Origin of the sequence: Streptomyces sp. T12, from assembly GCF_028736035.1 — a bacterium.
Taxonomy (GTDB): Bacteria; Actinomycetota; Actinomycetes; order Streptomycetales; family Streptomycetaceae; genus Streptomyces.
Genome location: NZ_CP117866.1, coordinates 9,954,253 through 9,977,721, shown reverse-complemented (window position 1 = coordinate 9,977,721; position 23,469 = coordinate 9,954,253). Strand labels below are relative to the sequence as shown.

Sequence of the window (23,469 nt, the reverse complement as noted above, 5' to 3'; positions counted from 1 at the left end):
CGGCCGACGGCCGACGGCCGGACACAGGCCGCTCGCCACCCGCCTGGGAGACAGGACGTCACTTCGGCCATCCGTCGATCGTCGGGGCCCCCGCCAAGTGGCTGGAGAAGATCGCCGTGCTGCCTGAAGGGAGGCCGGGGGCGCCTCACGAATAGGGCAGGACCGCCTCCCCGGTGCCGGCCGGACTGACGTGCAGGGAGCTGTCCGGGCCGCCGATCCGCACCTGCCAGGCGTGGGCGCTGTCGGTGGTGACCCGCAGGCGGTCGCCCGTACGACGCAGGTGGAAGCGGGCCGTCTCACCGGGGCCGTCGCTGCGCGGGATCACGACGGTGCGCTCGGCGCCGTCGGCGAAGGCGTGGACGCGCAGCTCGACGCCCTCGGCCCAGGCGGAGACCGGGCGCTGGTCGTCCGCACCGAGCGGGATGACGGAGTCGGGGCGGGCGAGCAGCGGCAGGGTGTGCAAGCCGTGCTGTTCGCGCACCCAGCGCGGGCCGGTGACCTGGCCGCCGGTGAGGATGTTGGTCCACGTACCCTCGGGCACGTAGTACTCGACCGTGCCGTCCTCGGTGAAGACCGGAGCGACGAGCAGATCGTCGCCGAGCATGTACTGCCTCTCGAGCGTGGCGGCGGCCGGGTCGTCCGGGAACTCCAGCACCATCGCGCGCATCACGGGGACGCCGGTGGCATGCGCCTGCTGGGCCGCGTGCTGGAAGTAGGGCGCCAGGCGGTGCTTGAGCAGGGTGAACTCGCGGGTCACGTCGACGGCTTCCTCGCCGAAGTCCCACGGCACGCGGTACGACTTGCTGCCGTGCAGCCGGCTGTGCGAGGACAGCAGGCCGAACTGCGTCCAGCGCTTGAAGACGGCCGGGGTCGGCGTGCCCTCGAAGCCGCCGATGTCGTGGCTCCAGAAGCCGAAGCCGGACAGGCCGAGGGAGAGACCGCCGCGCAGCGACTCCGCCATGGCGTTGAAGTGCGACTCGCAGTCGCCGCCCCAGTGCACGGGGTACTGCTGGCCGCCCGCGGTGGCGGACCGGGCGAAGAGCAGGGCCTCCCCCTCCCCGCGCTCCTCGCGGAGCAGCTCGAACACCGCCTGGTTGTACAGATGGGTGTAGTAGTTGTGCATGCGCTCCGGGTCGGAGCCGTCGTGCCAGACCACGTCGGTGGGGATGCGCTCGCCGAAGTCCGTCTTGAAGCAGTCGACGCCGACGTCCAGCAGGGTGCGCAGCTTCCCGGTGTACCAGTCGCGGGCCGCGAGGTTGGTGAAGTCCACCAGGGCCATGCCTGGCTGCCACAGGTCCCACTGCCAGACGCTGCCGTCCGGTCACCGCACCAGGTAGCCCTCGCGCATGCCCTCGGCGAACAGTTCCGACTTCTGCGCGATGTAGGGGTTGATCCAGGCTGAGATGCGCAATCCCTGCTGCTTGAGCCGGGCCAGCATGCCGGCCGGGTCGGGGAAGGCGTCCGGGTCCCACACGAAGTCGCACCACTGGTACTCGCGCATCCAGAAGCAGTCGAGGTGAAAGACGCTCAGCGGGATGCCGCGCTCGGCCATGCCGCCGACGAAGCGGTTGACGGTGGCCTCGTCGTAGTCGGTGGTGAAGGAGGTGGTCAGCCATAGGCCGAGCGCCCAGGCCGGGGGCAGTGCCGGGCGGCCGGTGAGGGCGGTGTAACGCTCCAGAATCTGCTTGGGGGTCGGACCGTGGACGACGAAGTACTCGATGGACTGGTCCTCGACGCTGAACTGGACCTGGCCGACGGACTCGGAGCCGACCTCGTAGCCGACTTTGCCGGGGTGGTTGACGAAGACGCCGTAGCCCCGGTTGGTCAGGTGGAACGGGACGTTCTTGTAGGCCTGTTCGCTGCTGGTGCCGCCGTCCGCCTGCCAGATGTCCACCGCCTGGCCGTTGCGGACGAGCGGGGTGAACCGCTCTCCCAGGCCGTAGACCAACTCACCTACGTCGAGGGAGAGTTGCCCCAGCATGTGGTGGCGTCCTTCGCCGTCGGTGACGAATCCGGTGCCGCGCTCGCCGACGGAGGTCAGCATCCGGCCGTCGGCGGTGAACTCCAGGCGCCATGGCCGGGAGGTATCCACGCGCAGCGTCGTCCGCCTGCGCTCAGCTCCACCACCTCGCCGTCCCGGCGCACTTTGCCGGCACCCGGCTCTGCGCCGGGCAGCACGAACTCCGGCCCGCGACGCACCGAACCGGCGCCACCTGATCGGCCTCGGCCACCGGCGCATCGCCATGATCAGCGGCCCCGATCACGCGTTCTGCCTGGCGCGGATGGCCGGTTACCGCTCGGCCCTGGAGGCGGCCGGGCTTCCGGTGGACCCGGAGCTGATCGTCAGCATGCAGCTGACCCGGGAGGATGGGCACGCCGCGGCGGCCGAACTGCTGGCCCGCCCCGACCGGCCGACCGCGATCTTCACCGCGAACGACATGCAGGCGCTCGGCGTCTACCAGGCCGCACGCGAGGCCGGCCTGCGCATCCCGGAGGACCTGAGCGTGGTCGGCTACGACGACGTACCGGTCACGGCCTGGGTGGACCCGCCACTGACGACCGTGCACCAGCCGCTGAACGAAATGGCCGCCGCCGCGACGGAGTTGGCCCTGCCCCTCGGCCGCGGCGAGAAGATCCCTCAGCTCGGCCTCGAGATCGCCACCCACCTCGTGGTCCGCGAGAGCACGGCCCCGCCGCCGCAGGACTGAGCCTCCGGGGACGGGAGGAGTGCCCTCCGGGGACGGGAGCAGTGCTCCGCAGCACCGCCGGCGCAGAGTCATCTTGTCGGTCACGGCCGAGTGACCCCCGAGCCCGGCCGGACAGGGCGGGGCCTTCATCGGCCCCCTGCTCGCCGTTGACTCCAGTACCGCCTGCCTCGCCGGAGCCGCTGTTTTCGTCCTCGTCCTGGCCGGGCACGTATGGCTGATGCCGCAGTAGATCCCCGGCCGGGTCCGCACCCGGCAGCAGGCCGGCATGCGCGCGCGGCCGGGTCCCAGGCGGCTGTGTGAGAGGCAGCTGGGCGGAGACGACCAGCAGCGAGGAGAGGGCGAACAGCCAGGCCGACTTCTCGGTCATGACTGCTGCCCGACCCGCCGACTGGACGGGCATGGCGAGGCTGCGGCCCGCTGCCGGGTACGTCGTCCTGCTCACACTCGGTCAGATGCTGGTCGTTCCGGCCGCCCACGCCTGGGTTCCTGACCTCGCCGACGCCGGTCGCGACGGCCTCCACACCGGCGCGCTGTCCTCGGTCTTCGGTCTGATCGTTCCAGTCGGCAGCTCGGTCACCGGCTCCCTGCTCGACCCAGGCCTGCCTGCCGCAGTGCCTGGCTGATCCTCGCCGCAGTGCCGACCCTAGCGGTGGCGCTGCCACCCGAGGGCAGGTCTACGGATCCGCTTGGCGCATCCGGGTACTGGCTGCCTTCCCGCTCCGACGTCCATGAGGCGGCGACGGTGATCAGAGCTGCAGGTGTGCGTCCAGGCCCGCGAAATCATCCACGAACACCACGAACTCCTTCGCGATCTGTGCGCCGAGTACCGGGTGGGCCTGCTGCGGCCGCGCCGTCAGCTCCGCCGGACCGCCCCGAGCTGGGCCCGGTGCAGGTCCGGGGCGGTGAATCGTTGCGCAACCGTGCGCAGGACGCGGGCCATCGCCTGGGCGGGTGGGGTGGCGGGGCGTGCCGCGGCGCGTGCGAGGAGGATGCGGCGGGTGGGGGCCGGGACGTCGGAGGCGAACGGCAGGAGGCGTACGTCGCTGCGTCGGCTGGTGAGGGCCAGACGGGGGGCGAGCGCGACGCCGAGACCGGCGGCGACCATGGCCTGCGCCTCCTGGTAGTCGTGCGATGAGTAGGCGATGCGCGGCTCGAATCCCGCCTGGCGACAGCTTCGGCGCAGGACGTCGGCGACGGGGTGGTTGTCGGCACGGATGATCCACTCCTGGTCGGCGAGGTCGCCCAGGCGCACGGAGGGATGTGTGCGCAGGGGTGAGTCGGCGGGGACGACCAGCACCGTGGGGTCGTCCAGCAGGTGGGTGAGGGCGAGCGCCGGATCGTCGAGGCGGTTCCATTCGTAGTCCCAGAGCAGCCCCTGCTCCACCTCGCCGCTGTGCAGCATCTCCCGGAGCTCCGCGAGGACCCCGGCGCGTACCTCGATGCGGATTCCTGTGTGGCGGCGGCGGAAGCGGGTGAGCGCGAGCGGCAGCAGGGACGCGCTCGCAGTAGGGAAGGAACCGAGCCGCAAGGTGCCCTGGTCGAGGGCCGTGAACGAGTCCAAGTCGGCTTGCGCTGCGCGCAGTTCACGGCGGATCGCCTGACCTCGCTCGGCCAGCGCGGCACCCGCCGGGGTGGGGCGGATACCACGTGGCAGCCGCTCGATCAGGGGCTGCCCTGCCTCCTGCTCCAGCAGCGACATCTGCTGGGAGGCGGCGGACGTGGTCATACCGAGGGCTTCCGCCGCGGCAGTGAGTGAACCGCGTTCGGTGGCCTCGGTGAGCAGCAGCAGACGGCGCACGTTGAGCATGCCGTCGACTTTAGCTGAGCTAAACCCAGGTGAAGCGAACTGCGATTGTTCCGAAGTCATGCCTCTGCGAAGGTCTGCGCAATCGCCGAGCGGTTCACCGGCCCGCAATGCGCCCGTAACCGCTGCCTCGGCGCTTCTCCCTATCTCCGTTGATCCAGGAAGAGCCTCAGACGTGCACATTCCCGCGACATTGGTGCGTGGCGGCACAAGCAAGTGCTGGCTGTTCAACCAGGTCGAAGTCCCTTCCGACCGTGGCGACCTCGAAAGGCTGCTGGTCGCCGCGTACGGCGCCACCGACCCCGTGGAGCTGGACGGGGTGGGCGGCGCAACCCCCACCACCTCGAAAGCGGCCGTGGTCAGCGCCTCAGCCCAGCCCGGCGTCGACGTCGACTACCTGTTCGCTCAAGTCGGCATCGGAACGGGCTCGGTGGAATGGACGAGCAACTGCGGCAACTGCGCCACCGGCGTCGCCCTGTACGCGGTGACCAAAGGAATGGTTCCGGTCACCGGCGACCGGACGCGCGTGGTGATGCGCAACACCAATACCGGCGCGGTCCTCGAAGGGACCGTCGACACCCCCGGCGGCGTGGTGCACCACTTCGGCCGCCAGACGGTACCCGGCACGCGTGCCGGCGGCGTCGCGGTCGGCCTCACCTTCCGCGACCCGGCCGGTGGCACCACCGGATCGCTGCTCCCCACCGGCCAGGCCGCCCAGGACCTGCGGGTCGGCGCCGCCGAGCCGGTTCGCGTGAGCATGGTGACCGCAGGAGCTCCGGTCGTCTTGGTCGACGCCGCCAGTGCAGGGCGTACCGGTGCCGAGTCACTGGAGCGGATGAGCGCAGACGTCCCCTGGCTGCGCACCGTCCGTCATACCGCCGCACCCCTGATGGGTCTGGACCAGCCGGGCGAGGAACCGGGCGACGCGGTGCCCAAGGTGGGCCTGGTCGGCCCGCCGGTGCCGTACAGCACCACCCTCGGCGAACCGGTCGGTGCCGAGGACTACGACGTCTCGGTGCGCATGCTCACCATGAACGCCCCGCACCCCGCGATCGGCCTGACCTCTGCCGTCGCCGTCGCGGCGGCCGGGCTCCTGGAGGGGTCCGTGGTCTCCCGGGCCACGGGCGGCCCGACCGACGAGTGGTTGCGCCTCGGCACGCCCGCCGGCGTCGTCGCGGTCCGCTGCACCGATGTGAGGGACGGCCTGCCGCACCGGGTCACCGTGCAGCGCGCGGCCCGACTGCTCGCCGACGCCCGAATCTACGTACCGGAAGCAGGCAGCCCGCAAGCCGCCTGAGCCGCGACGAACATCACCTCGGTCAGGCCGGCTCCCAGCCGTCCGCACCGGGATACCCTCGCGCCCCCGGGGCGCGCCACCCCGTCCCCACCGCACCAAGGACAAAGATGTCTGCTGAAGTGATCTCCATAGGCGCCCTGCTGGTGATGTTCGTGGTCGGCACCGTGCTGCCGATCAACCTGGGCATCCTCGCCTTCGTCGCCACCTTCGCCGTCGGCACGGCCTCGCTCGGCCTCACCGAGGACGAGATCTTCGAGGGGTTCCCGGCGAAGCTCTTCGTCACCATCGTCGGAGTCACCTACCTGTTCTCCGTCGCCCGCCGCAACGGCACCATCGACTGGCTCGTCGCGGCCGGGGTGCGGCTGGTACGCGGCAAGGTCGCGCTGATCCCCTGGGTGCTGTTCCTGGTGGCCGCCCTGCTGACGGCGTTCGGTACGTTCACCCCGGCCGCGGTCGCGATCCTCGCGCCGATCGGCATGAACTTCGCCTACCGCTACAAGCTCAATCCGCTGGTCGTCGGCATGATGGTGATCAGTGGCGGGCACGCGGGCGCCTTCTCCCCGCTGGCCGTCTCCGGTGCGCTGGTGCTCGGCCTCGTCGACAAGACCGATCTGCAGGTCTCCGCCGTGGCGCTGTTCAGCGCCAGCTTCGTGATCAACCTGGTGCTCTCGATCCTCACCTACGCCCTGCTCGCCAAGCGTCCCGCACCCCTGGCCGAGGGCGCCGCACAGGCAGCCGACGACGAGGACCTCGCCGTCTCCGGCAGGCCCGATTGGCGGCAGTGGCTCACCCTCGCCTCTCTGGCGGCCCTCGTCGTCGGCGCGCTCGGCTTCCACCTGGAGATCGGCTTCCTTGCGCTGGCTGCCGGCGCCCTGCTGGCCCTGGTGGACATGAAGCGGCAGGAGAAGGCCGTGGACGGCGTCAGCTGGTCCACCCTGCTTCTGGTCGCGGGCATGATGACGTACATCGCGATGCTGGAGAAGGCCGGCATCATCGAGGAGATCTCCGAACACGCGGCGGGCCTCGGCGCCCCGGTCGTCGTCGCCCTGCTGCTGTGCTTCACCGTGGCCATCACCTCCGCCTTCGCCTCCTCCACCGCGATCCTCACCGCGATCATCCCCATCGCCGTACCGCTGCTGCTCTCCAGCCACCTCAGCGCCGCCGGACTGATCGCCGCGCTCGCCGTCTCCACGACGATCGTCGACACCTCTCCTTTCTCGACCAACGGAGCACTCGTCCTCAGCAACGCTCGCGGGGTGGAACCCCGCCGCTTCTACCGCCAGGTCATCGGCTACACCGGTGGAATCGTCGCTCTCGGTCCTGTCGTCGCCTGGGGCGCGCTGGTCCTGCCCTGGTCGTAGCGCGATAGGGAACTGCGGACGTCGGGCTGGCGTGGGCACGGGGGCTCCAAAGGACTCGGGAGGATTCTGTAACGGCACAGCGGTTGGGCGCCCCGGCTACTCCGGGCGGACGGAGAGGCGCAGCAGCACCGCCGACGGGGCCGACGGGACAGAGACGTCGAGGGCCGAGGCCTTCGCGTCCCAGGCGGCCTGGACCTTGGTGATGGAGGGGTACAGGGCGTCGATGTCGACCCGCGCACCGCGAAGGGTCGGGAACGGAAGGACGGCCGACTCCTCGGAGCCGTCGCCGGGGCGCCGCCAGACCGTGACGTATGTGGTGCCCGGGGTGTGCAGGGCCAGGGCGATCCACGGGTCGTACCAGCCGGGGAGGCCCAGCGGCCAGGCGGGGGTGGCGGTGGCCAGGTCGGCGCGGATCGACTTGTGGACGGTGATCGCCTCGTGCACCAAGGCAAGGGCGTCGGGGGCGAGTTCGGGGAGGAGGCCGGAGAGGTGGACGCGGCCGAGGAGGGCGCCGGCCATGGTGAAGGCGACCTCGTCTAGGGAGTTGTCGGGCACCGGGTAGGCCCACACCGCCCCCTGCTCCGGGGTGACCGCGGTGGGCGCCGCCGCCGCGATCGGGGCGTACAGCTCCAGGTTCTGTTGGTCGGTGGTGGAGTGCAGTTGGACGCGGGAGAGGAGGGCGTAGTCGGAGCGCATGCCGCCGGAGGCGCAGCTCTCCAGGACGAGGTCCGGGTGACGGTCGAGGACGCCGTCCAGCCAGTCGAGGTAGGCGCGGTTGTGGCCGAGCAGGCCGTCCGCCGGGGACTCGCCGGGGTGGCTGCTGGTGCCGGGACCGGCGTCGACGTTGTAGTCGAGCTTGAAGTAGCCGATGCCCAGGTCGGCGACGAGCCGGTCCACCACCTGGTCCAGGTGGGCGCGGGCGGCGGGGTGGCGCAGGTCGAGGTGGTAGCGGCCGTTCGCGTTGACGCGGGCGCCGTGACGGCGGAAGAACGCCTCTTCGGGCAGGGTGGTGGCGATCGGGCTGTGCACTCCCACCACCTCCGGTTCCAGCCACAGTCCCGGGACCATGCCGCGCTGCCGTATCCGGTCCATGACGTCCCCCAGGCCGCCCTTCCCGGGGAATCGGGAGGTGGAGGGCTCCCACGCGCCGACGGTGGTCCACCAGCCGCCGTCCTCGTCGTCGTACCAGCCGGCGTCGATGACGAAGTACTCGGCGCCGGCCTCGGCGGCGGCGTCGATGTGCGGCAGCAGGCGGGCCGTGGTGGGGTCGCCCATCAGGCAGTTCATGTAGTCGTTGAAGATGACGGGGAGGTGCTGGTGGTCGGAGTGCGGGCGGCGGATCGCCCGCCGGTAGCGGGTCAGGGCGGCGAACGCCTTGTCGATGCCGCCGGTCTCGGTGAGGGCGAGGGCCACCGGTACGGTCGTGAAGCCCGCCCCCGGCTCCAGCCGGTGCGACCAGCCGTGACGGACATTGCTGGGGCCGGACAGGGACAAGAACCCCGTGTCCGCGTTCTCCCCGCACTCCCACTGCCAGCCGCCCCCGCTGGTCTCCAGCTGCCACAGCCAGGTCCGCCCCGTGGTGCGATCGCTGAGGGCTCCCAGAGGCAGGTGACCGGCGCTGGACCAGGAGCCCTTCCCGGCCAGGGTGAAGACGCTCTTGCGGTAGGGCTGGTGGACGAGGCGGCCGTTGATGTCCGGGACGGCCTGGCGCAACGGGCGCCGCTGCCAGCGGTACTCGCCCATCCACTCGTTCTCCGCCCACAGCAGGTCCGCGGTCTCCAGCTGTGCGGGGTCCGTGGTCAGCACGCCGAGGACGAGGGAGGTGACCGACTCCAGGTCGATCGGGTGGCCACCCCCGTTGCGCAGCTCCACATGGCTGCGCAGGACCGGGATGCCGTCGGGCGAGCGATAGACCACGTCCACGGCAAGGTCCGTCTCGGGGTCGTGCAGGCAGACGGTCAACTGGTGCCACTCCCCGTCGCGCCGGGCGTCGTGGCCGAGGTAGCGCAGTCGCGCGCCGACGCTGTCAACCTGGCGCCGACTCGACGCGTCCCGGCCCTGCCCGCTCACGACGGACTCGACCAGCGGCTGCGCCCCCCTCGCACCGGCCGGCCTGGGCGCGGTGTCGGAGGTGCCGAGGTGGCGGAGGCGTGGACGGCCGTCCTGGTCGGCATCGATGACGAGGCTCAGGGCGTCGTGGCCCCAGGAGACGAGACTGCGGATGTCACTCATGTTCAGGTGCTCCTTCAATTCTGCGGTGTCAGCGGGCAGCTACTTCGGGTTGAAGGTGACCCGCATGTGGTTGTCGAACCTGACGTCCCGGACGAGGTAGCCGTCGCCGGGGTTGATGGCGATGCAGTCGAGGTGCTCGGTGAGCTCGGAGTTGCTCAGGAAGCAGCCGTCGATGGTGGCGTTCTGCGCGCAGGGGGACGGTCGGGAGGAACGAGTTCGAGTAGGGCTGCCCCACGTCGTACCGGTCGCTGTCTTCGCATGCCGTCGGGGCCCCCGTAGGTGGATCAGGTCCCTGCGGTTGACGCCCGCGGCCCGTCCCCGTCGCCGACGCGGAAGCAGACCTTGAGGGTCGCCGAGTGGGGGTGAAGACGGTGCTGCGGGAAGGTGTCCGGGCCGCAGGAGGCACTGCCGAGCCCGTAGTGGGCCAGATCAAGGGTCAGCCAGAGGATGCCGTCCGGGACGAGATCGCTGGTGTGCCGTGCGGCCTCCATCGCCTCGGCCGTCCACGGCCGCAGGGACACGTCGATGCCAGTGGGTGCGGAGAGGCCCAGGACCTGGCCGTCGGCCCAGCGGATCGCCGCATCACGCACTCCGCTGCGGTTGCCGTTCTCCTGCGGCCGCACGTAGGGCGTCTGCAACTGTTCCACGGTGGCCCGGAACCTGCCGAGACGGGCGGCCCGCCCGCTGTCCCGGTAGGACTCGCCGGGCCCGTACCCGTACCAGTCGAGGCTTGCGGCGCCGCCGGGCAGACCGAGCCGGATCCCGAGTTTGGGCAGGGTGGCCGGCTGCGGCGGCCCGTCTGCGTGGCGGCGGTCCTCGTAGTCGGTGGCGAGCCGGCCGACCGGCGTGAGGTCCAGCTTCAGCTCGAGGGCTCCTGAGTCGTAGGCGCTCCAGGTCCAGCGGCCCGACATGCCTGCGTCCTGGCCGACGGCCCGGCTGACGGTGTCGACGACCAACTGCTCACCTTGAACGGTGCAATCGACGGTGCGGTGCACCAGCCGGTGCAGCCCCAGCTCCCGCCACATCCGTTCCTGTCCCTCGCCCCCGCGGTCGTTGTCCGTGAGGGCTCGCCAGAGGTCGAGCCGGGGAGCTGCCAGCGCCAGGTTACCGAGTCGGCGGAGTTCGCCGTGGGCGGTGAACTCGGCCTCACCCAATGACCATCCCCCTGCCGTCCGCTCCGGGCGGACGGGGACCGGGTCGTGGCGCGGCTCCTCGTGCGTCGGCAGCACCAGTTGCGTGAAGGCGATCTCGTGCCCGGCCGGGACCCCGTTGTGGTCCTTGGCGAACAGGGCGCGCACGGTCAACACGTGTTCGCCGCCGGCCGACGGGGCCGTGGTCACAGGTTCGTCGAGGCTCACCTCATGGCTGGTACGGGCCGCTATCGGCGGCAGGTCCAGGACGCCGTCCGCGACCAGGACCCCGTCAACCTCCAGGCGCCAGTCGAAGGCGAGGCAGGAGGTGTCGAGGAAGTCGAAGTCGTTGCGGATCCGCAGCGCAAGCCGATCGGACACTCGCTCAAGTCGCATACGTACGGGGGCGATGACGGCCTTGTACTCAACGAGGCCGGGCGAGGGCGTGCGGTCGGGGAGGACGAGTCCGTCGGCGATGAAGTTGCCGTCGTGGACCACCTCCCCGAAGTCGCCTCCGTAGGCGTAGAACGGCCGGCCGGCGTTCGGACCCTCGGCGGTCTTCTGGAGGATGCCGTGGTCGATCCACTCCCATACGAAGCCGCCGTGCAGCCGGGGATACCGGTCGAACAGCTCCTCGTACTCGCACAGGCCGCCCGGGCCGTTGCCCATCGCGTGCGCGTACTCGCAGAGAATGAACGGCAGTTGTCGGCGGTGCGCGTCAGCTGCGGCGTCGGTGGTGCGGGGCTCGGTGTGCGTCCCGATGAGGGCGGCCTCGTCGAGGGGGACGTACATCCGGCTGTAGACATCCACGAAGGAGCTGTCGTAGTCGCCCTCGTAGTGGATGAGACGGTCCGGATCGCGGCGACGGGTCCACTCGGCCATCGCCCGGATGTTGTCCCCCTTGTCGGCCTCGTTCCCCATCGACCACATGACGACGCTGGGGTGGTTCTTGTCGCGTTCGACCATCCGCTGCACACGGTCCACGAAGGCGTCGCGCCAACGGCCGTCGGCGGAGGGGTTGTTCTTCCAGCCGAGCAGTCCGAACCCGTGTGTCTCCAGGTCGCATTCGTCGATCACCCACAGGCCGTACTCGTCGCACAGGTCGAGGAACCGGGCGTCGGGCGGGTAGTGGCTGGTGCGGACCGCGTTGATGTTGTGCCGCTTCATCAGCAGCACGTCGGCACGCATGGTCTCCAGATCGAGAGTGCGGCCGGTCTCCGGATGCCATTCGTGGCGGTTGACGCCCCGGAAGCGGAGGGGCGAGCCGTTGACGGTGATCAACCCGTCGACGATCCGGACGGTGCGGAAGCCGACGGAGAGGGTGACGGTCTCTCCCGCGGAGCGCAGCGTGCCCGTGTACAGCCGCGGCGTCTCGGCCGTCCAGGGCTCGACGTGGGCGATCCGGTGCGGCTCGCCCACGGGCAGGCCGGTGATGCCGAGTTCGGGGAGGTCCACCACCGCGGGGACATCGCACTCGACGCGCAGCAGTCCCTCGCCGGTGCGGTGGTCGAAGTCCGCGTGCACGAAGTGGTCGCCGATCGCCCCCGGACGCCGCTCCGTCAGGTGGACGGAGCGGAAGATACCGGAGAGCCACCACATGTCCTGGTCCTCGAGATAGCTCCCGGCGGACCACTGGTGGACCCGGACGGCCAGTACGTTGCGGCCCTCCCTCAGTGCTGGGCCGGCGTCGAACTCGGCCGGCAGCCGGCTGCCGGTCGACCAGCCGAGCTCCATGCCGTTCAGCCAGACCGTGAAGTGCGAGTCCACGCCCTCGAACCGCAGGACCCAACGGGAGCCGGGAGCGACGGAGTCGAGGCCGAACACCCGGCGGTACTCCCCCCTGGGGTTGTCCTGCGGCGGGTGCGGCGGATCCACCGGGAACGGGTAGGCGATGTTGGTGTAGGCGGGCAGCCCGAAGCGGGCCTGGCTCACACCGAGGAATTTGCCGTGCTCGTCCCGCAGCCCTTCCATCTGCCACATTCCGGGAACGCGCAGATGGTCCCATCCCGAGTCGTCGAACCCGGGCTCCTGGAATCCTTCGGTCATCTCCCCGACGGACGGGCTCAGCCGGAACCGCCACCGGCCGTCCAGATCGATCCTCCGGGCATCACTGGGAGCGCTCGCCCTGGGCGCCAGACGGCCCTCGCCCGGGCTGAACGAGGCAAGCCGCCGACTCGTCGGGGTGTGCAGGGTCATGAAGCGCCTCCCTAGCGGGGTCAATGGTCGGTTGTGACGTCGGCCGCAGGTCGGCCAACGGCCCCTTCCAGTACGCGAGTTCCGGTCACCCGGCCATGGGGCCAGATCCATTTCGGACGGGCTCGTCGCGGTCGCAGCGCAGGCTGCCGTCGACCACCCGTGCGGCGCCTCCGCTCCTGGAGCCGGATACGCCGCGGATGTAGCTGACGTACATGTGGTGCAGCCCGTCGTGCCAGATGATCTCCGGTGCCCAGAAGGTGTTCCTTCCCCACTCGGTGTCCAGGCCGGTGAGGGTGCCCCGGTACGTCCAGGTGCGGCCGCCGTCCGCGGACGCGGCCACGCCCCGCGGCCTGCGCTTCGGCGTTCACCAGTGAATTTCCTTGCCTGTGGAGGATTTTCGCCGTACGGAACACGAAGGGGCGGCGGCGCCTGCCTGTGGCCGCCCGCCTGTTGCGACACAGCGACGCGCAGGAGCCGCGGACACCGGCGCCAGGCGCGCACACCGAGCACATGGAGCACGCCCGCGCACGCGTGATGGACGGCCTGAGCCACTCCGCGGAGCTCGGGGTGGCTCGCCTGCATGGTCCGGCCGGTCACCGAGCATCTGGACATAAAGCAGCCACAGCCCATGGGGCTGGCCAAACCCATCCAAGGCCGAGCCCTGCACATCATCCAGGCCTCATCACCGCCACCAAAGCACAAGACCACAAGGCAGCACTCAGAACCACGCAATGCGCTCCCCCACCCCATCGGCGCCGCAAGGCACCACCGCGGTTCACCATCACCGCGCAAGGTCGAAAGGGTCGGATTCCTCGTCCTTCAAGAACAGGACCGCAGCGAACACATCCCCACCGACAAGGAACTCGCCGAGATCGCACAAGAAGTCGGCCTCCGTGGCGAAGCCGCGCAACGCAAACGCCTCGCAGACCAGAAGCCAGGGAGGCACGGAGCGAACTCCGCCCAAGCGACGAAACTGCCCACACCGCCGAAACCTAGCGGCGCCGACCTCGAGCCATTCCTCGGCCACTGGAGCCCCTACGGACCCCGCCCCTACTGAGCCCTGACAGCGCACCAGAACGAGCGTCATTTCAGCGTCAAGATATCGCCCCTAACGCCCACAGCGCACATAACACGCACCGACAAAACCACAGGTCAGGAGCCCTTTGCCGCCGACTCAAGAATCGCCACACACTCCACATGATGAGTCATCGAAAACAAGTCCATTGAGGTCTTCTCGACAACGTGATGGTGGCGGTGTGTGACGGGATGCGGGTTCCCGTTCGCGGCCTAGTTCTGCGGTGCCAGGGTGCGTAGGACGTCGAACTCGTTGCCCTCGGGATCGGCCATGACCACCCAGTTTCGGTCTGAGCCCTGGCCCACATCCGTCGTGGTGGCGCCGAGGCCGAGCAATCTGGTCACCTCGTCCTCGGTGCTGCCGTCGATCGGGCTGACGTCGAGGTGAAGCCGGTTCTTGACGGTCTTACCCTCGGGCACCTGGATGAACTGCAGGGTGGGCGGCATCTGGCGGGCCCGAATATCCTCGACGGTCGGCACCCAGGAGCCGATCTCGACCTTGCCCTCGCTCCGGTCGATCACCTTGAAGTCCAGGACTGCACACCAGAAGGCCGCGAGCCTCTCTGGATCACGGCAGTCAACGGTCAACTCGGTGAACCTACTTGTCATGACTCTCCCAGAAAGTGCGGACGGGGCTCAGAGTATGCCGCCCGTCCGACAGATCCGAGATCTTTCTGACCAGGGACAGGCTTGCCCCGGCATCAGATACGCGTGAAGCCCCTGGTAGGAACAGGTCTGCGAAGGTACACGGTTGATTCGACTCGCCCGCGACAACCGGATCTCCGTCCCGACGGCCTACCGATACCTCCACGAAGGGCTGACCGTGCTCGCCGACCACGCCCCAGACCTGTCCAGCGCACTGGAGCGCGCGGCCGCGGCCGGCTTTACACACCTCAACCTCGATGGCACCGTCATCCGTACCGATCGTGTCGCCGTCCCCGGCCCGAACAAGGTCGAACTGTGGTGGTCGGGCAAGCACAAGCACCACGGTGGCAACGTCCAGGTCATTTCCGCACCCGACGGCTGGCCGCTCTGAGTCTCGCCGGTCCGGCCCGGCCGCGAACACGACACCACCTGCGCCCGCACCCACGGCCTGATCGCCGCCCTGAGCCAGCTCGCCGACACCCTCGATATCCGTCCTCCTGTCTGGGATAGACGTCGACGGAGTGGAGCCAGGATTGCCCTGGCTCCACTCCGTGGTGCGGGCGTGTCACTGGAACTGTGCGAAGAACCTCCAGATCTCTGCTTTGGTCCAGGTGGCGACGCCGCTCTCATCGGGGGAGCCGTCGACCGGACCGGGTATGTGGTCTCCGTCGAACGCGGCCCATTGGACCGGGTATCCGGCACGGCAGCCCGAGTAGGTGGTGGTGATGTGCGTTCGGCTGCCCGGGGCGGGCTCGCGCGGGCTCTGGGCAGTGCAGCCGTTGTTGCTGACGAATCTGTCGCGCAGGGACCGTCCTTGGGCGATGTTGAGGACGGAGTCGCTGATGCCGTGGATTCCGAAGTAGGCGATGGGCCGAGTGCCGCCGCTGCACCCGCTGATCTGAGCGCCGGAGATGACCGCGACGGCCCTGAAGACGTTCGCCCGGCTGCATGCGAGTGCGTAGCTCATGCCGCCGCCCCAGCTGAATCCCGTGGCGAAACGCTGTGCCGGGTTGACACAGAGGCCGCCCTCGATGCGCCGGATCATGTCGTCGACGAAGGTGATGTCCTCACCGCCCGAATTGGCCCAGCCGTTGCCGAGGCCTTGCGGGGCGACGAGGATCGCACCGTTGTTCGATTGTTCCTGTTGGCCGTAGTAGGACCAGGCGTTCCCGCTCGTGCCGCCCGAGGCGACGTCGCCGGCGGTTCCGCCTCGCCAGTGGAACGCGAAGATCAGCCGGTATCGGTGGCTGTTGTCGTAGTTGGCCGGAACCCTGAGGATGAAGCTGCGGTTCTTGCCGCCGCTCTGAATCGTGTGCGTACCGCTCGCCAGAGTCGGGGCGCTGCCGCATGCGCCGCCGCCACCGGACGACAGCTTGATCATCTGCCATTGCTGGTTGGCGCCGCCCCAGTCGGTGTACTGGACGACGTTGCCGCCGTCGGCGGTGGAGGCGCCCTGCACCTCCACCGCCTTGCCGCTGGTGCGGTTGATCAGCCGGACGTGGCCCGCGTCGGAGTCGGCCAGGCGGAACTGCTGGTTGGCCCCGTTGTGGTCGGCCCACTGCTGGATCGCGGCACCGTCTGCGGTCGAGGCGCCGGCCACGTCGAGAACCTTGCCCGAATGCCGGGCCTTGAGGCGGTAGAAGCCGCCGCCGGAGTCCACGAACTGCCACTGCTGGTTGGCTCCGTCGTTGCGCGTCCACTGGCTCACCCGCGCGCCGTCGGCGGTGGATGTGTCAGAGACGTCCAGCGCCTTGCCGCTGTTGCGATTGACCAGGACGTACCAGGCGTTGGTGTCCACCGTCGCCGCCTCGGCGGGCGCCGGATTCACCACGGCGAGCATGCCGATCGCGAGGGTCGCCGCCACCACGGCGGCGACCCGGGACCACCAGCGATGTCTCAGTGGAGGGGTGAGGGAAGCCGCACCATAGATCTTCATCGATTCACCTTTTCGTTTGTGGCAGGTCCCATCAGGTGCGGGTCCAGCGTTGGTTGCTGCCGCTCGAGCAGGAGTAGAGCTGGATCAGGGTGCCGTTGGCGGTGCCGCCTGCGACGGCGTCGAGGCAGAGGCCGGACTGGACGCCGACGATGGATCCGTCGGAGTTGAGGCGCCATTTCTGGTTGTCGCCGCCCCAGCAGCTATAGATCTGGACTTTGGCGCCGTTGCCGGTGCCGGCGGCGTCCAGGCACTTGTTGCCGTAGACCCTGAACTCGCCGGCAGCGGTGTACGTCCACTGCTGGTTGGTGCCGTTGTGGCAGTCCCACAGGTGGAGCTGGGGGCCGTCGGTGGTACTGGTGCCGGGCACGTCCAGGCAGCGGCCTGAACCGACGCCCTTGATCGGTCCGGAATCCGAAGGGGGCGTAGAGGAGCCGCCGTTGAGTGCGTTGAGGACGGCGGTGTAGGCGGGCTTCTTGCTGCCGTCGGAGTTGAACAGAAGCGGCGTGTGCTGCGGTCGCCAGGAGTCGCTGTCGCGCACACCCCAGACGGTGATGCCGAGGCAGCGCGGGACGACCAGGCAGTCGTTGGTCACGTTGGCGTAGGTCGTGGGCGAGGCGCCCTGGATGTCGAGTTCGGTGATGGCCACGTCGACGCCGAGGGCGGCGAAGCTCTGCAGGGTGGTGCGGAAGTTGCTGTTGTAGGGGCTGTCGCTGTTGAAGTGCGACTGGAAGCCGACGCAGTCGATCGGCACGCCGCGCTGCTTGAAGTCTCGGACCATGGCGTACATGGCCTGGGTTTTGGCCCAGGTCCAGTTCTCGACGTTGTAGTCGTTGTAGCAGAGCTTGGCGGCCGGGTCGGCGGCGCGCGCGGTGCGGAACGCGACCTCGATCCAGTCGTTGCCGGTGCGTTGCAGGTTGGAGTCGCGCCGGGCTCCCGAACTGCCGTCGGCGAACGCCTCGTTCACGACGTCCCACTGGGCGACCTTGCCCTTGTAGTGGGCCATCACGCCGTTGATGTGGTTGATCATCGCCTGACGCAGCGTGCTGCCGCTGAGGCTCTGCATCCAGCCGGGCTGCTGGGAGTGCCAGGCCAGGGTGTGGCCACGCACCTGCTTGCCGTTCTGCACCGCCCAGTTGTAGACGCGGTCACCGGCGGTGAAGTTGAACTGGCCCCGCTGCGGTTCGGTGGCGTCGATCTTCATCTCGTTCTCGGCCGTCACCGAGTTGAACTCACGGCCCGCGATCGTCGTGTACGCCGAGTCGCCCAGCCTGCCCGAGGCGATGGCGGTGCCGAAGTAGCGGCCGCTCTGCGCCGCCGCGGCGCCGAGCGTGTTCTCGGCGGCGTGTGCGGTCGGCGGCGCGACCAGCGGGGCGACCGCACCGAGCATGCCGACGACCAGCGCCAGCAGCGGGCCGCGGATCTTCCGGCGGACAACGGGTCTGGGAAGGGCATACGAGCCCATGACTGTGCCTCCAAGGTAGAAAACACGGAAGGACTGAAGCGCAGGGGAATGCGTCGTCCGCTCCCACGCGGCGACGGACGGGGCGGGCCGGAACTCGGGCAGCACGGAATCACCGGACACCGCGGCCATGGGGCCGGGACGATCTCGACCGGCACGGACGGCACCCGGTCGGCCGTCGGGTGACGTACGGCGGGCGGCGGCGGTGTTTCGACACAGGCACGGGGCACTCCATCGCGGCTCAGCCGGGGGACCGCCACGCGGCGTCGCGTACCTCTCCAACTGCGCGAAGAGCCAGGATGCGCTGGTGCGAACCTCACCGGAACGAAACGGGGTGGCGCAGGTGATCTGGTGCGCGGATCTGTCGTGCATCTGTGCGTGGATCTGCCGTGCGGCACAGATTGCTCAGGGCCGAGTGGTTCGACATCTCGAACTACGGTCGGGCCTCAGACACGGATGATTGAGGCATTGACGATGGATCGTCAATACTCCCCGCAGAAGAAGTTTCGGCTCTTCTTCCGAAACATTCGGAATCCGGCGAGCCGGACGGCGAACCCCCGGCGCCACCGCCGGAGGATGCCTGAGGGCCGGAGCCGGGACGAGTGTGCGGACGCCGCTTACTCGGCTTCTCTCCTTCGTGCGCACGCCTTGGACCAGCGCGCTGCATCCGCAGACTCCGGAGTGTTTCCGGTCGGCGCGACAGCTTGTCTGGCCCAAAGGGGAGGCGCTTTTACGGACAGATCGGCGACGGGCCTTGACCAGAGGCCCCCACATTCCTAGCTTGTGGCGTCGAAGCATCCGGGAATTCATCGAAACTTTCGAGACTGCCCCTGTCCCCCGGCACGTCCGCTCCGCGGTTCATCGGAGTCCCCTCGCCCCCGCCCCCCAAAGGAGGCCCTCTGATGTGGTTTCGCCACCCGTCCCCGGTCCGTCCAAGACGCTTACTCGCCGTCCTTGCTCCCTTGCTGCTCGTGGCTACCTTCCTCGGCGCCCAGCCCGCCGGCGCTGCGACCATAGACCCCAACGCCGCGTATGTGCTGGTCAACCGCAACAGCGGCAAGGCCCTGGACGTCTACAACCTGGCGACCAACAACGGCGCCCGCATCACGCAATGGACCAGGAACGATCAGAACCAGCAGCAGTGGCAGTTCGTCGACTCCGGCGGCGGTTACTACCGCATCAAGTCGCGCCACTCCGGCAAGGTGCTGGACGTCCATAACTTCTCCACCGCCAACGGCGGCTCGATCGTCCAGTGGGCGGACCTGAATGGCAATAACCAGCAGTGGCGGCTGGCCGACAGCTCGGATGGCTACGTGAGATTCATCGCGCGCCACAGCAACAAGGCCCTGGAAGTACAAGGCGCCTCCAGCGCCGACAACGCGAACATCGTCCAGTACGACGACTGGGGTGGCACCAACCAGCAGTGGCAGCTCGTCAAGGTCGGCGGCGGCAACCCCGGCCCGTGCGACCTTCCGTCGACATACCGCTGGACATCAACGGGCGCGCTGGCGCAGCCCAAGGCCGGGTGGGCCTCGCTCAAGGACTTCACCGTCGCCCCCTACAACGGCAAGCATCTCGTCTATGCGACGACGCACGGCGCGGGACCGGGAACGGGCTGGGGTTCGATGAACTTCGGCCTGTTCACCAACTGGCCGGAGATGGCCTCGGCCAGCCAGAACACGATGTCGACTTCCACCGTCGCGCCCACGCTCTTCTACTTCGCGCCGAAAAACATCTGGGTGCTCGCCTACCAGTGGGGGGGTGGGAGCGCTTTCTCCTACCGGACGTCGAGCGACCCCACCAACCCCAATGGCTGGTCAGCACAGCAGGTGCTCTTCTCCGGAAGCATCCCCGGCTCCGGAACAGGACCCATCGACCAGACACTCATCGCTGACGGCACGAACATGTACCTGTTCTTCGCCGGTGACAACGGCAAGATCTACCGGGCCGGCATGCCGATCGGGAACTTCCCGGGCAGTTTCGGCTCGACCTACACAACGATCATGAGCGATACGACGAACAACCTGTTCGAAGCCCCGCAGGTCTACAAGCTCCAGGGCCAGAACCGCTACCTCATGATCGTCGAAGCGATCGGCTCGCAGGGCCGCTACTTCCGCTCGTTCACGGCCACCAGTCTGAACGGCTCATGGACACCCCAGGCCGCGACCGAGAGCAACCCCTTCGCCGGCAAGGCCAACAGTGGCGCCACCTGGACCAACGACATCAGCCATGGCGAACTGATCCGCACCAGCGCCGATCAGACCTTCACCGTCGATCCCTGCAACCTGCAGTTCCTCTACCAGGGACGCGACCCCAACTCCGGCGGTGACTACGGCCAATGGCCCTACCGGCCGGGTCTGCTGACACTGCGGCGCTGACGGCGTGAATCGAGTCCGGCTCCGGTACGGAGCCGGCATGGCGGGCTCGGCGGAAGGCCGAGCCCGCCCGGGTCACGCGACAACGTCAGCGCTCATACGGCGACGGAGCGCGGGGGCGGGCAACGCTCACCGGCCCGAGGGCCATCCCGTAGCGCGATGCCGCCGCCGATGGCGCTTGCGGGAGGCGGACGGTGGTGAGCCAGTCGTGCTCGGCCTCGTACCGTTTCAGCCCGGCCGCCAGGTGAGTGTTGCCGGGATGTCCGACCTCGCACTCCGGCCCGTCATTCGAGGATCCCCAACGCGGTATCCGGCCGGCACACTGGACACGGATCACCGGCGGCGTGCACGTGGCTCCAGCAGATACACGCCCGGCCGTGCAATGGGACGTTCGAGGCGCTCGCGGCGCTCCCGGCGGACGGGGCGCGGGCGCTCGGCTGTGGCCAGGGCGCGCTGCACGGCGTCGCGCTGAAGGCACAGGTAAACGCCGACGGTCTCGATGTCAGCGAGTTGTTTGTCGAGGTGCGCCAAGATCACGCGCGGGCGCGCAGGATCCGGCGGCGACTCGTTCACGCGTCCGATTCCATGCCGAGCAAACACCCTCGCACTTGTGACGTTCAGCGATAGTTGGCCATGTGCAGCGATAGTCGGCCACATGCAGGTAGAAGACGCTTTCGCCTTTCACCCTGGAACGTTATAGGTACACAACGCGGCGAAGGACCTTGAGGCTGACCAGGCACGCCTTCTGCATGGCGTGTCGGCCTTGTCTGCAATAGGCATGAGTGAGTCGGAAGGGAACTGCATGCGAGTGTCACGAATAGCCGCCGGATCGATGGCCATCATCACTGCTGCTCTCGGGTTGAGCATGGCGGCCGCCGGTCCCGCCTCGGCCGCCGACGGCGTGGGCACGTGGGTTCATTACGGCAACACGAACCCGATCACTTCCAGTGCCAGCACGTGGCGTTGTGGCCCCACCCAAACGGTGGAGGAGACCGGCATGGTCGCGCAGGTCTGCGCAATCAGGTCGGCAAGCGGGAACTCCGCACAGGCGGCGGTGATCGTGCGTAACAACCTAGGTACTTCCCAATCCACCGATGCATGGATGCGCCTGCGGAACTCCGCTGATAGCAGCATCGCGGGTACCTGGGATTGCGACTCCACAGGAGTCGCGGCGAACTCGTGGAAGGTGTGCTTCGGGGAAACCCTCTACCCCAAGCTCGCTTCGGTGTACGCGCGAGGATTCGCCGGTATCGAAATCCTCGAACGGTCACCGGATGTCTGAGCCCGAGCTCGCCAAAGCGGTATCGGCGAGCCGGGTTCCCAACGTCCGATACGGTTGTTGAGCTGAGAAGAGCCTTCTCGCGGCGCGGGAGTTGGTCCTGGATGTGGTGGTGGTCCCGAGATCAACGGGGCCACCACCGTCGCGTCCCCACTGCTCAGGTACGCGCTTCCACCAAAATTCGCCTCCACTCAGCTCCGCGATGACGTCGAGACCGCAGTGCCAACTGTCTTTGAGCGCAGCCCGGTCATCAGCGGTCTTGCCACCGCCGCTGGCCAAGAGCCGGGACACAGGGTTCCCGCTTGGTGCATCCCTGAAGTCAGACCTCGTCGAGCGCCAGCGTGAAGCCCTCTGGTCTGCTGATGAAGAGCGAGGTCGCAGCCCGGAGATACTGGTCCAACGCCGCGGACGTGGCGCTAGCCATTTGAATGGCCTCAGCGAGAGGCTCCGTTGACCCGCCCGTGGCGGCGTTCAGCAAGTGCTGCCGTACGCGCCGATTCCTTTCGATGAACTCGTCTGTGAAGAGCCCGAAGCGACTCAGTTCCACCGGCGCCCCCGCCTCGGCATCTTGGAGGCTCCGCTCCAGGAGAGCCAGCAGCGCGCGGTTGACGGTACGGGCAGAGGCGATGGTCTCAAGGGCCAACTGCTCGGCAAGCCGGACATGCTCTCGTTCGGCATCCGCTCGCTGCAACGACGCTGCTGTGGCTTCCTGCCGACTCTTCGAACGCTGCAGCAGGCTCCCGCCAATTGCACCGATAGCTGCCGCACCCAGGGCGCCAACCAACCCTAAGACTGCCGTCATGTCGGTCATGGACAGAGATGATCCGGGCTTTGCCGATGTGCCTGCAAGGAGCGGGCAGCGCCTCCGAGGCCGCAGAGGCCGACTTTCCCTGAGCAAACTGGCCAACTGTCCTTGAGTACAGGCCGGTCACCAGCGTTCTTGCCACCGTCTCTGGCCAACTATCGCTGGGGGTCACAGTCACTGAGCCTTTTCAGCGGTGCCGCTCCAGGGTGAGGACGGCCTTGGTGATTGACGTCATGCGGTTCGGGCTGCACCGGGCGTGACGGAAGATTCGCCAGCACTTCAGGCGGGCGATGCCTCGTTCCACGGGTACGCGAGCGGCGGCCAGGGCCCGGTTGACCGTCTGCTCGGTTGTGGTGAGTTCGCCTTGGGGCGGCCGGCGCCTGGGGGTGGTGACCCACTCGCCCGCGCCGATGTAGGCCATGTCGGCAAGGACGGGGACGCCCTGGCGCTCACAGGTCCTGACGATCTTGTGTGTGCGGGCGGCGGTCAGGTCGTGTGTGCGTCCGGGCAGGGCGGGCGAGAGCCACAGCGTCCGGCCGTCCGGGTCCGTGATGACCTGCACGTTCACACCATGCCGCTTGTGCTTGGTCGAATAGTCCGCGCGCCCGTCGCCGACCCGGTCGCACTCGGCGAGCGTGCCGTCCAGGAGAACGTAGTCGGGGTCTGCCTCGCGCAGGACCTTCAGCAGGCCCGGCGCCTTGTCCGCGAGGTGTTCGATGACAGCGGTGACGTAGGTGTGGGCGGTGCCGACAGAAATGCGGAAACCCGAGGCCAGTTGAGCCAGGGGTCATGTCGGCGCAGGTACGACAGAGCGAGCACCGCACGCGCGGACGGTCGGAGCTTGCAGCGCCGGTCACCCTCCCGAGTGACGATCAGCATCGTCACCCACTCCACGAGTGCGTGCGGCAGATCGAGTGCGGCAGGGTACGGGACCCACAGGGCTCCTGAGCTGGAGAGTTGAGACCTAGACACCTCTCTCAACGGCACATGAGCCCTGTCCGTTGCCTACGGCCCGGTCGTCACCCATCCGGGGCCACCCTGAAAACCCTCACTGTGACGCTCAGCGATAGTTGGCCATGAGCAGAGCTACTTGGCCATCGATGGGTTCGGCTGCAGTCGACCTTGGGCGAGATGTCGTCGCCGGTTGCTGAACTGCTGGGGTGCGCAA

Annotated in this window: 15 protein-coding genes and 4 pseudogenes; 7 read left to right on the top strand and 12 right to left on the bottom strand. The window is 68.7% G+C overall.

Annotated features, from left to right (window positions below; all coding sequences use genetic code 11):
- Positions 1-145: 145 nt before the first annotated feature.
- A pseudogene (gene yicI, locus PBV52_RS44715) lies at positions 146-2,208 on the bottom strand (alpha-xylosidase); the annotation flags it as partial.
- Here yicI and PBV52_RS44710 point away from each other — a divergent pair.
- Together PBV52_RS44710 and PBV52_RS51505 are read left to right on the top strand one after the other, a co-directional pair.
- Positions 2,208-2,708: pseudogene (locus PBV52_RS44710) on the top strand (LacI family DNA-binding transcriptional regulator); the annotation flags it as partial. The pseudogenes yicI and PBV52_RS44710 sit on opposite strands and share 1 nt — an antisense overlap.
- Positions 2,709-3,004: 296 nt before the next feature.
- Positions 3,005-3,331: a hypothetical protein gene (locus tag PBV52_RS51505; protein ID WP_306801473.1), complete on the top strand. Its 327-nt coding sequence runs from the start codon at positions 3,005-3,007 to the stop codon at positions 3,329-3,331.
- Positions 3,332-3,561: 230 nt separating this feature from the next.
- Here the strand turns inward: PBV52_RS51505 and PBV52_RS44700 are convergent, their stop codons facing one another.
- Entirely contained in the window at positions 3,562-4,515 is a 954-nt protein-coding gene (locus tag PBV52_RS44700; RefSeq protein WP_274247136.1) for a LysR family transcriptional regulator, read from the bottom strand.
- Positions 4,516-4,687: 172 nt separating this feature from the next.
- Here PBV52_RS44700 and PBV52_RS44695 point away from each other — a divergent pair, with 172 nt between their 5' ends.
- On the top strand, positions 4,688-5,809 hold the full coding sequence (locus PBV52_RS44695) for a PrpF domain-containing protein (protein ID WP_274247135.1): 1,122 nt from the start codon (positions 4,688-4,690) through the stop codon (positions 5,807-5,809).
- A gap of 107 nt (positions 5,810-5,916) precedes the next feature.
- On the top strand, positions 5,917-7,170 hold the full coding sequence (locus PBV52_RS44690; protein ID WP_274247134.1) for an SLC13 family permease: 1,254 nt from the start codon (positions 5,917-5,919) through the stop codon (positions 7,168-7,170).
- A 96-nt stretch (positions 7,171-7,266) separates the two neighbouring features.
- On the opposite strand, the gene PBV52_RS44685 is transcribed toward PBV52_RS44690, so the two are convergent.
- The 5 genes from PBV52_RS44685 to PBV52_RS44665 all read right to left on the bottom strand — a co-directional run bounded on the left by PBV52_RS44685 (position 7,267) and on the right by PBV52_RS44665 (position 14,411).
- Positions 7,267-9,402: an alpha-galactosidase gene (locus tag PBV52_RS44685; protein WP_274247132.1), complete on the bottom strand. Its 2,136-nt coding sequence runs from the start codon at positions 9,400-9,402 to the stop codon at positions 7,267-7,269.
- A gap of 284 nt (positions 9,403-9,686) precedes the next feature.
- Positions 9,687-12,728 (bottom strand): glycoside hydrolase family 2 TIM barrel-domain containing protein, encoded by a 3,042-nt coding sequence (locus tag PBV52_RS44680; RefSeq protein WP_274247130.1) that lies wholly within the window; start codon positions 12,726-12,728, stop codon positions 9,687-9,689.
- 85 nt (positions 12,729-12,813) lie between these two features.
- Entirely contained in the window at positions 12,814-13,068 is a 255-nt protein-coding gene (locus PBV52_RS44675) for a hypothetical protein (protein ID WP_274247129.1), read from the bottom strand.
- Positions 13,069-13,509: 441 nt separating this feature from the next.
- On the bottom strand, positions 13,510-13,674 hold the full coding sequence (locus tag PBV52_RS44670) for a hypothetical protein (RefSeq protein WP_274247128.1): 165 nt from the start codon (positions 13,672-13,674) through the stop codon (positions 13,510-13,512).
- A gap of 341 nt (positions 13,675-14,015) precedes the next feature.
- Positions 14,016-14,411 carry a VOC family protein gene (locus tag PBV52_RS44665; RefSeq protein WP_274247126.1) on the bottom strand — a complete coding sequence of 132 codons (396 nt, stop codon included), beginning with the start codon at positions 14,409-14,411 and terminating at the stop codon, positions 14,016-14,018.
- Between the two features lie 130 nt (positions 14,412-14,541).
- Between PBV52_RS44665 and PBV52_RS44660 the strand changes: the two are divergent.
- Positions 14,542-14,934 (top strand): annotated as a pseudogene (locus PBV52_RS44660) (transposase family protein); the annotation flags it as partial.
- 78 nt (positions 14,935-15,012) lie between these two features.
- On the opposite strand, the gene PBV52_RS44655 reads toward PBV52_RS44660, so the two are convergent.
- Positions 15,013-16,314: an RICIN domain-containing protein gene (locus PBV52_RS44655; RefSeq protein WP_274249955.1), complete on the bottom strand. Its 1,302-nt coding sequence runs from the start codon at positions 16,312-16,314 to the stop codon at positions 15,013-15,015.
- Positions 16,315-16,414: 100 nt separating this feature from the next.
- The gene (locus PBV52_RS44650) at positions 16,415-17,845 is read right to left on the bottom strand and encodes an endo-1,4-beta-xylanase (protein WP_274247124.1); all 1,431 of its coding nucleotides are present in this window, start codon (positions 17,843-17,845) and stop codon (positions 16,415-16,417) included.
- Positions 17,846-18,744: 899 nt separating this feature from the next.
- Here PBV52_RS44650 and PBV52_RS44645 point away from each other — a divergent pair.
- Positions 18,745-20,220: a non-reducing end alpha-L-arabinofuranosidase family hydrolase gene (locus PBV52_RS44645; protein ID WP_274247123.1), complete on the top strand. Its 1,476-nt coding sequence runs from the start codon at positions 18,745-18,747 to the stop codon at positions 20,218-20,220.
- A 330-nt stretch (positions 20,221-20,550) separates the two neighbouring features.
- Here the strand turns inward: PBV52_RS44645 and PBV52_RS44640 are convergent, their stop codons facing one another.
- Entirely contained in the window at positions 20,551-20,790 is a 240-nt protein-coding gene (locus PBV52_RS44640) for a hypothetical protein (protein WP_274247121.1), read from the bottom strand.
- 259 nt (positions 20,791-21,049) lie between these two features.
- Between PBV52_RS44640 and PBV52_RS44635 the strand changes: the two genes are divergently transcribed.
- Positions 21,050-21,499: a hypothetical protein gene (locus tag PBV52_RS44635; protein WP_274247119.1), complete on the top strand. Its 450-nt coding sequence runs from the start codon at positions 21,050-21,052 to the stop codon at positions 21,497-21,499.
- A gap of 316 nt (positions 21,500-21,815) precedes the next feature.
- On the opposite strand, the gene PBV52_RS44630 is transcribed toward PBV52_RS44635, so the two are convergent.
- A complete protein-coding gene (locus PBV52_RS44630; RefSeq protein ID WP_274247117.1) occupies positions 21,816-22,307 on the bottom strand; it encodes a hypothetical protein in 492 nt (163 codons plus the stop codon).
- A gap of 181 nt (positions 22,308-22,488) precedes the next feature.
- A pseudogene (locus tag PBV52_RS44625) lies at positions 22,489-23,180 on the bottom strand (transposase family protein).
- Positions 23,181-23,469: the final 289 nt, after the last annotated feature.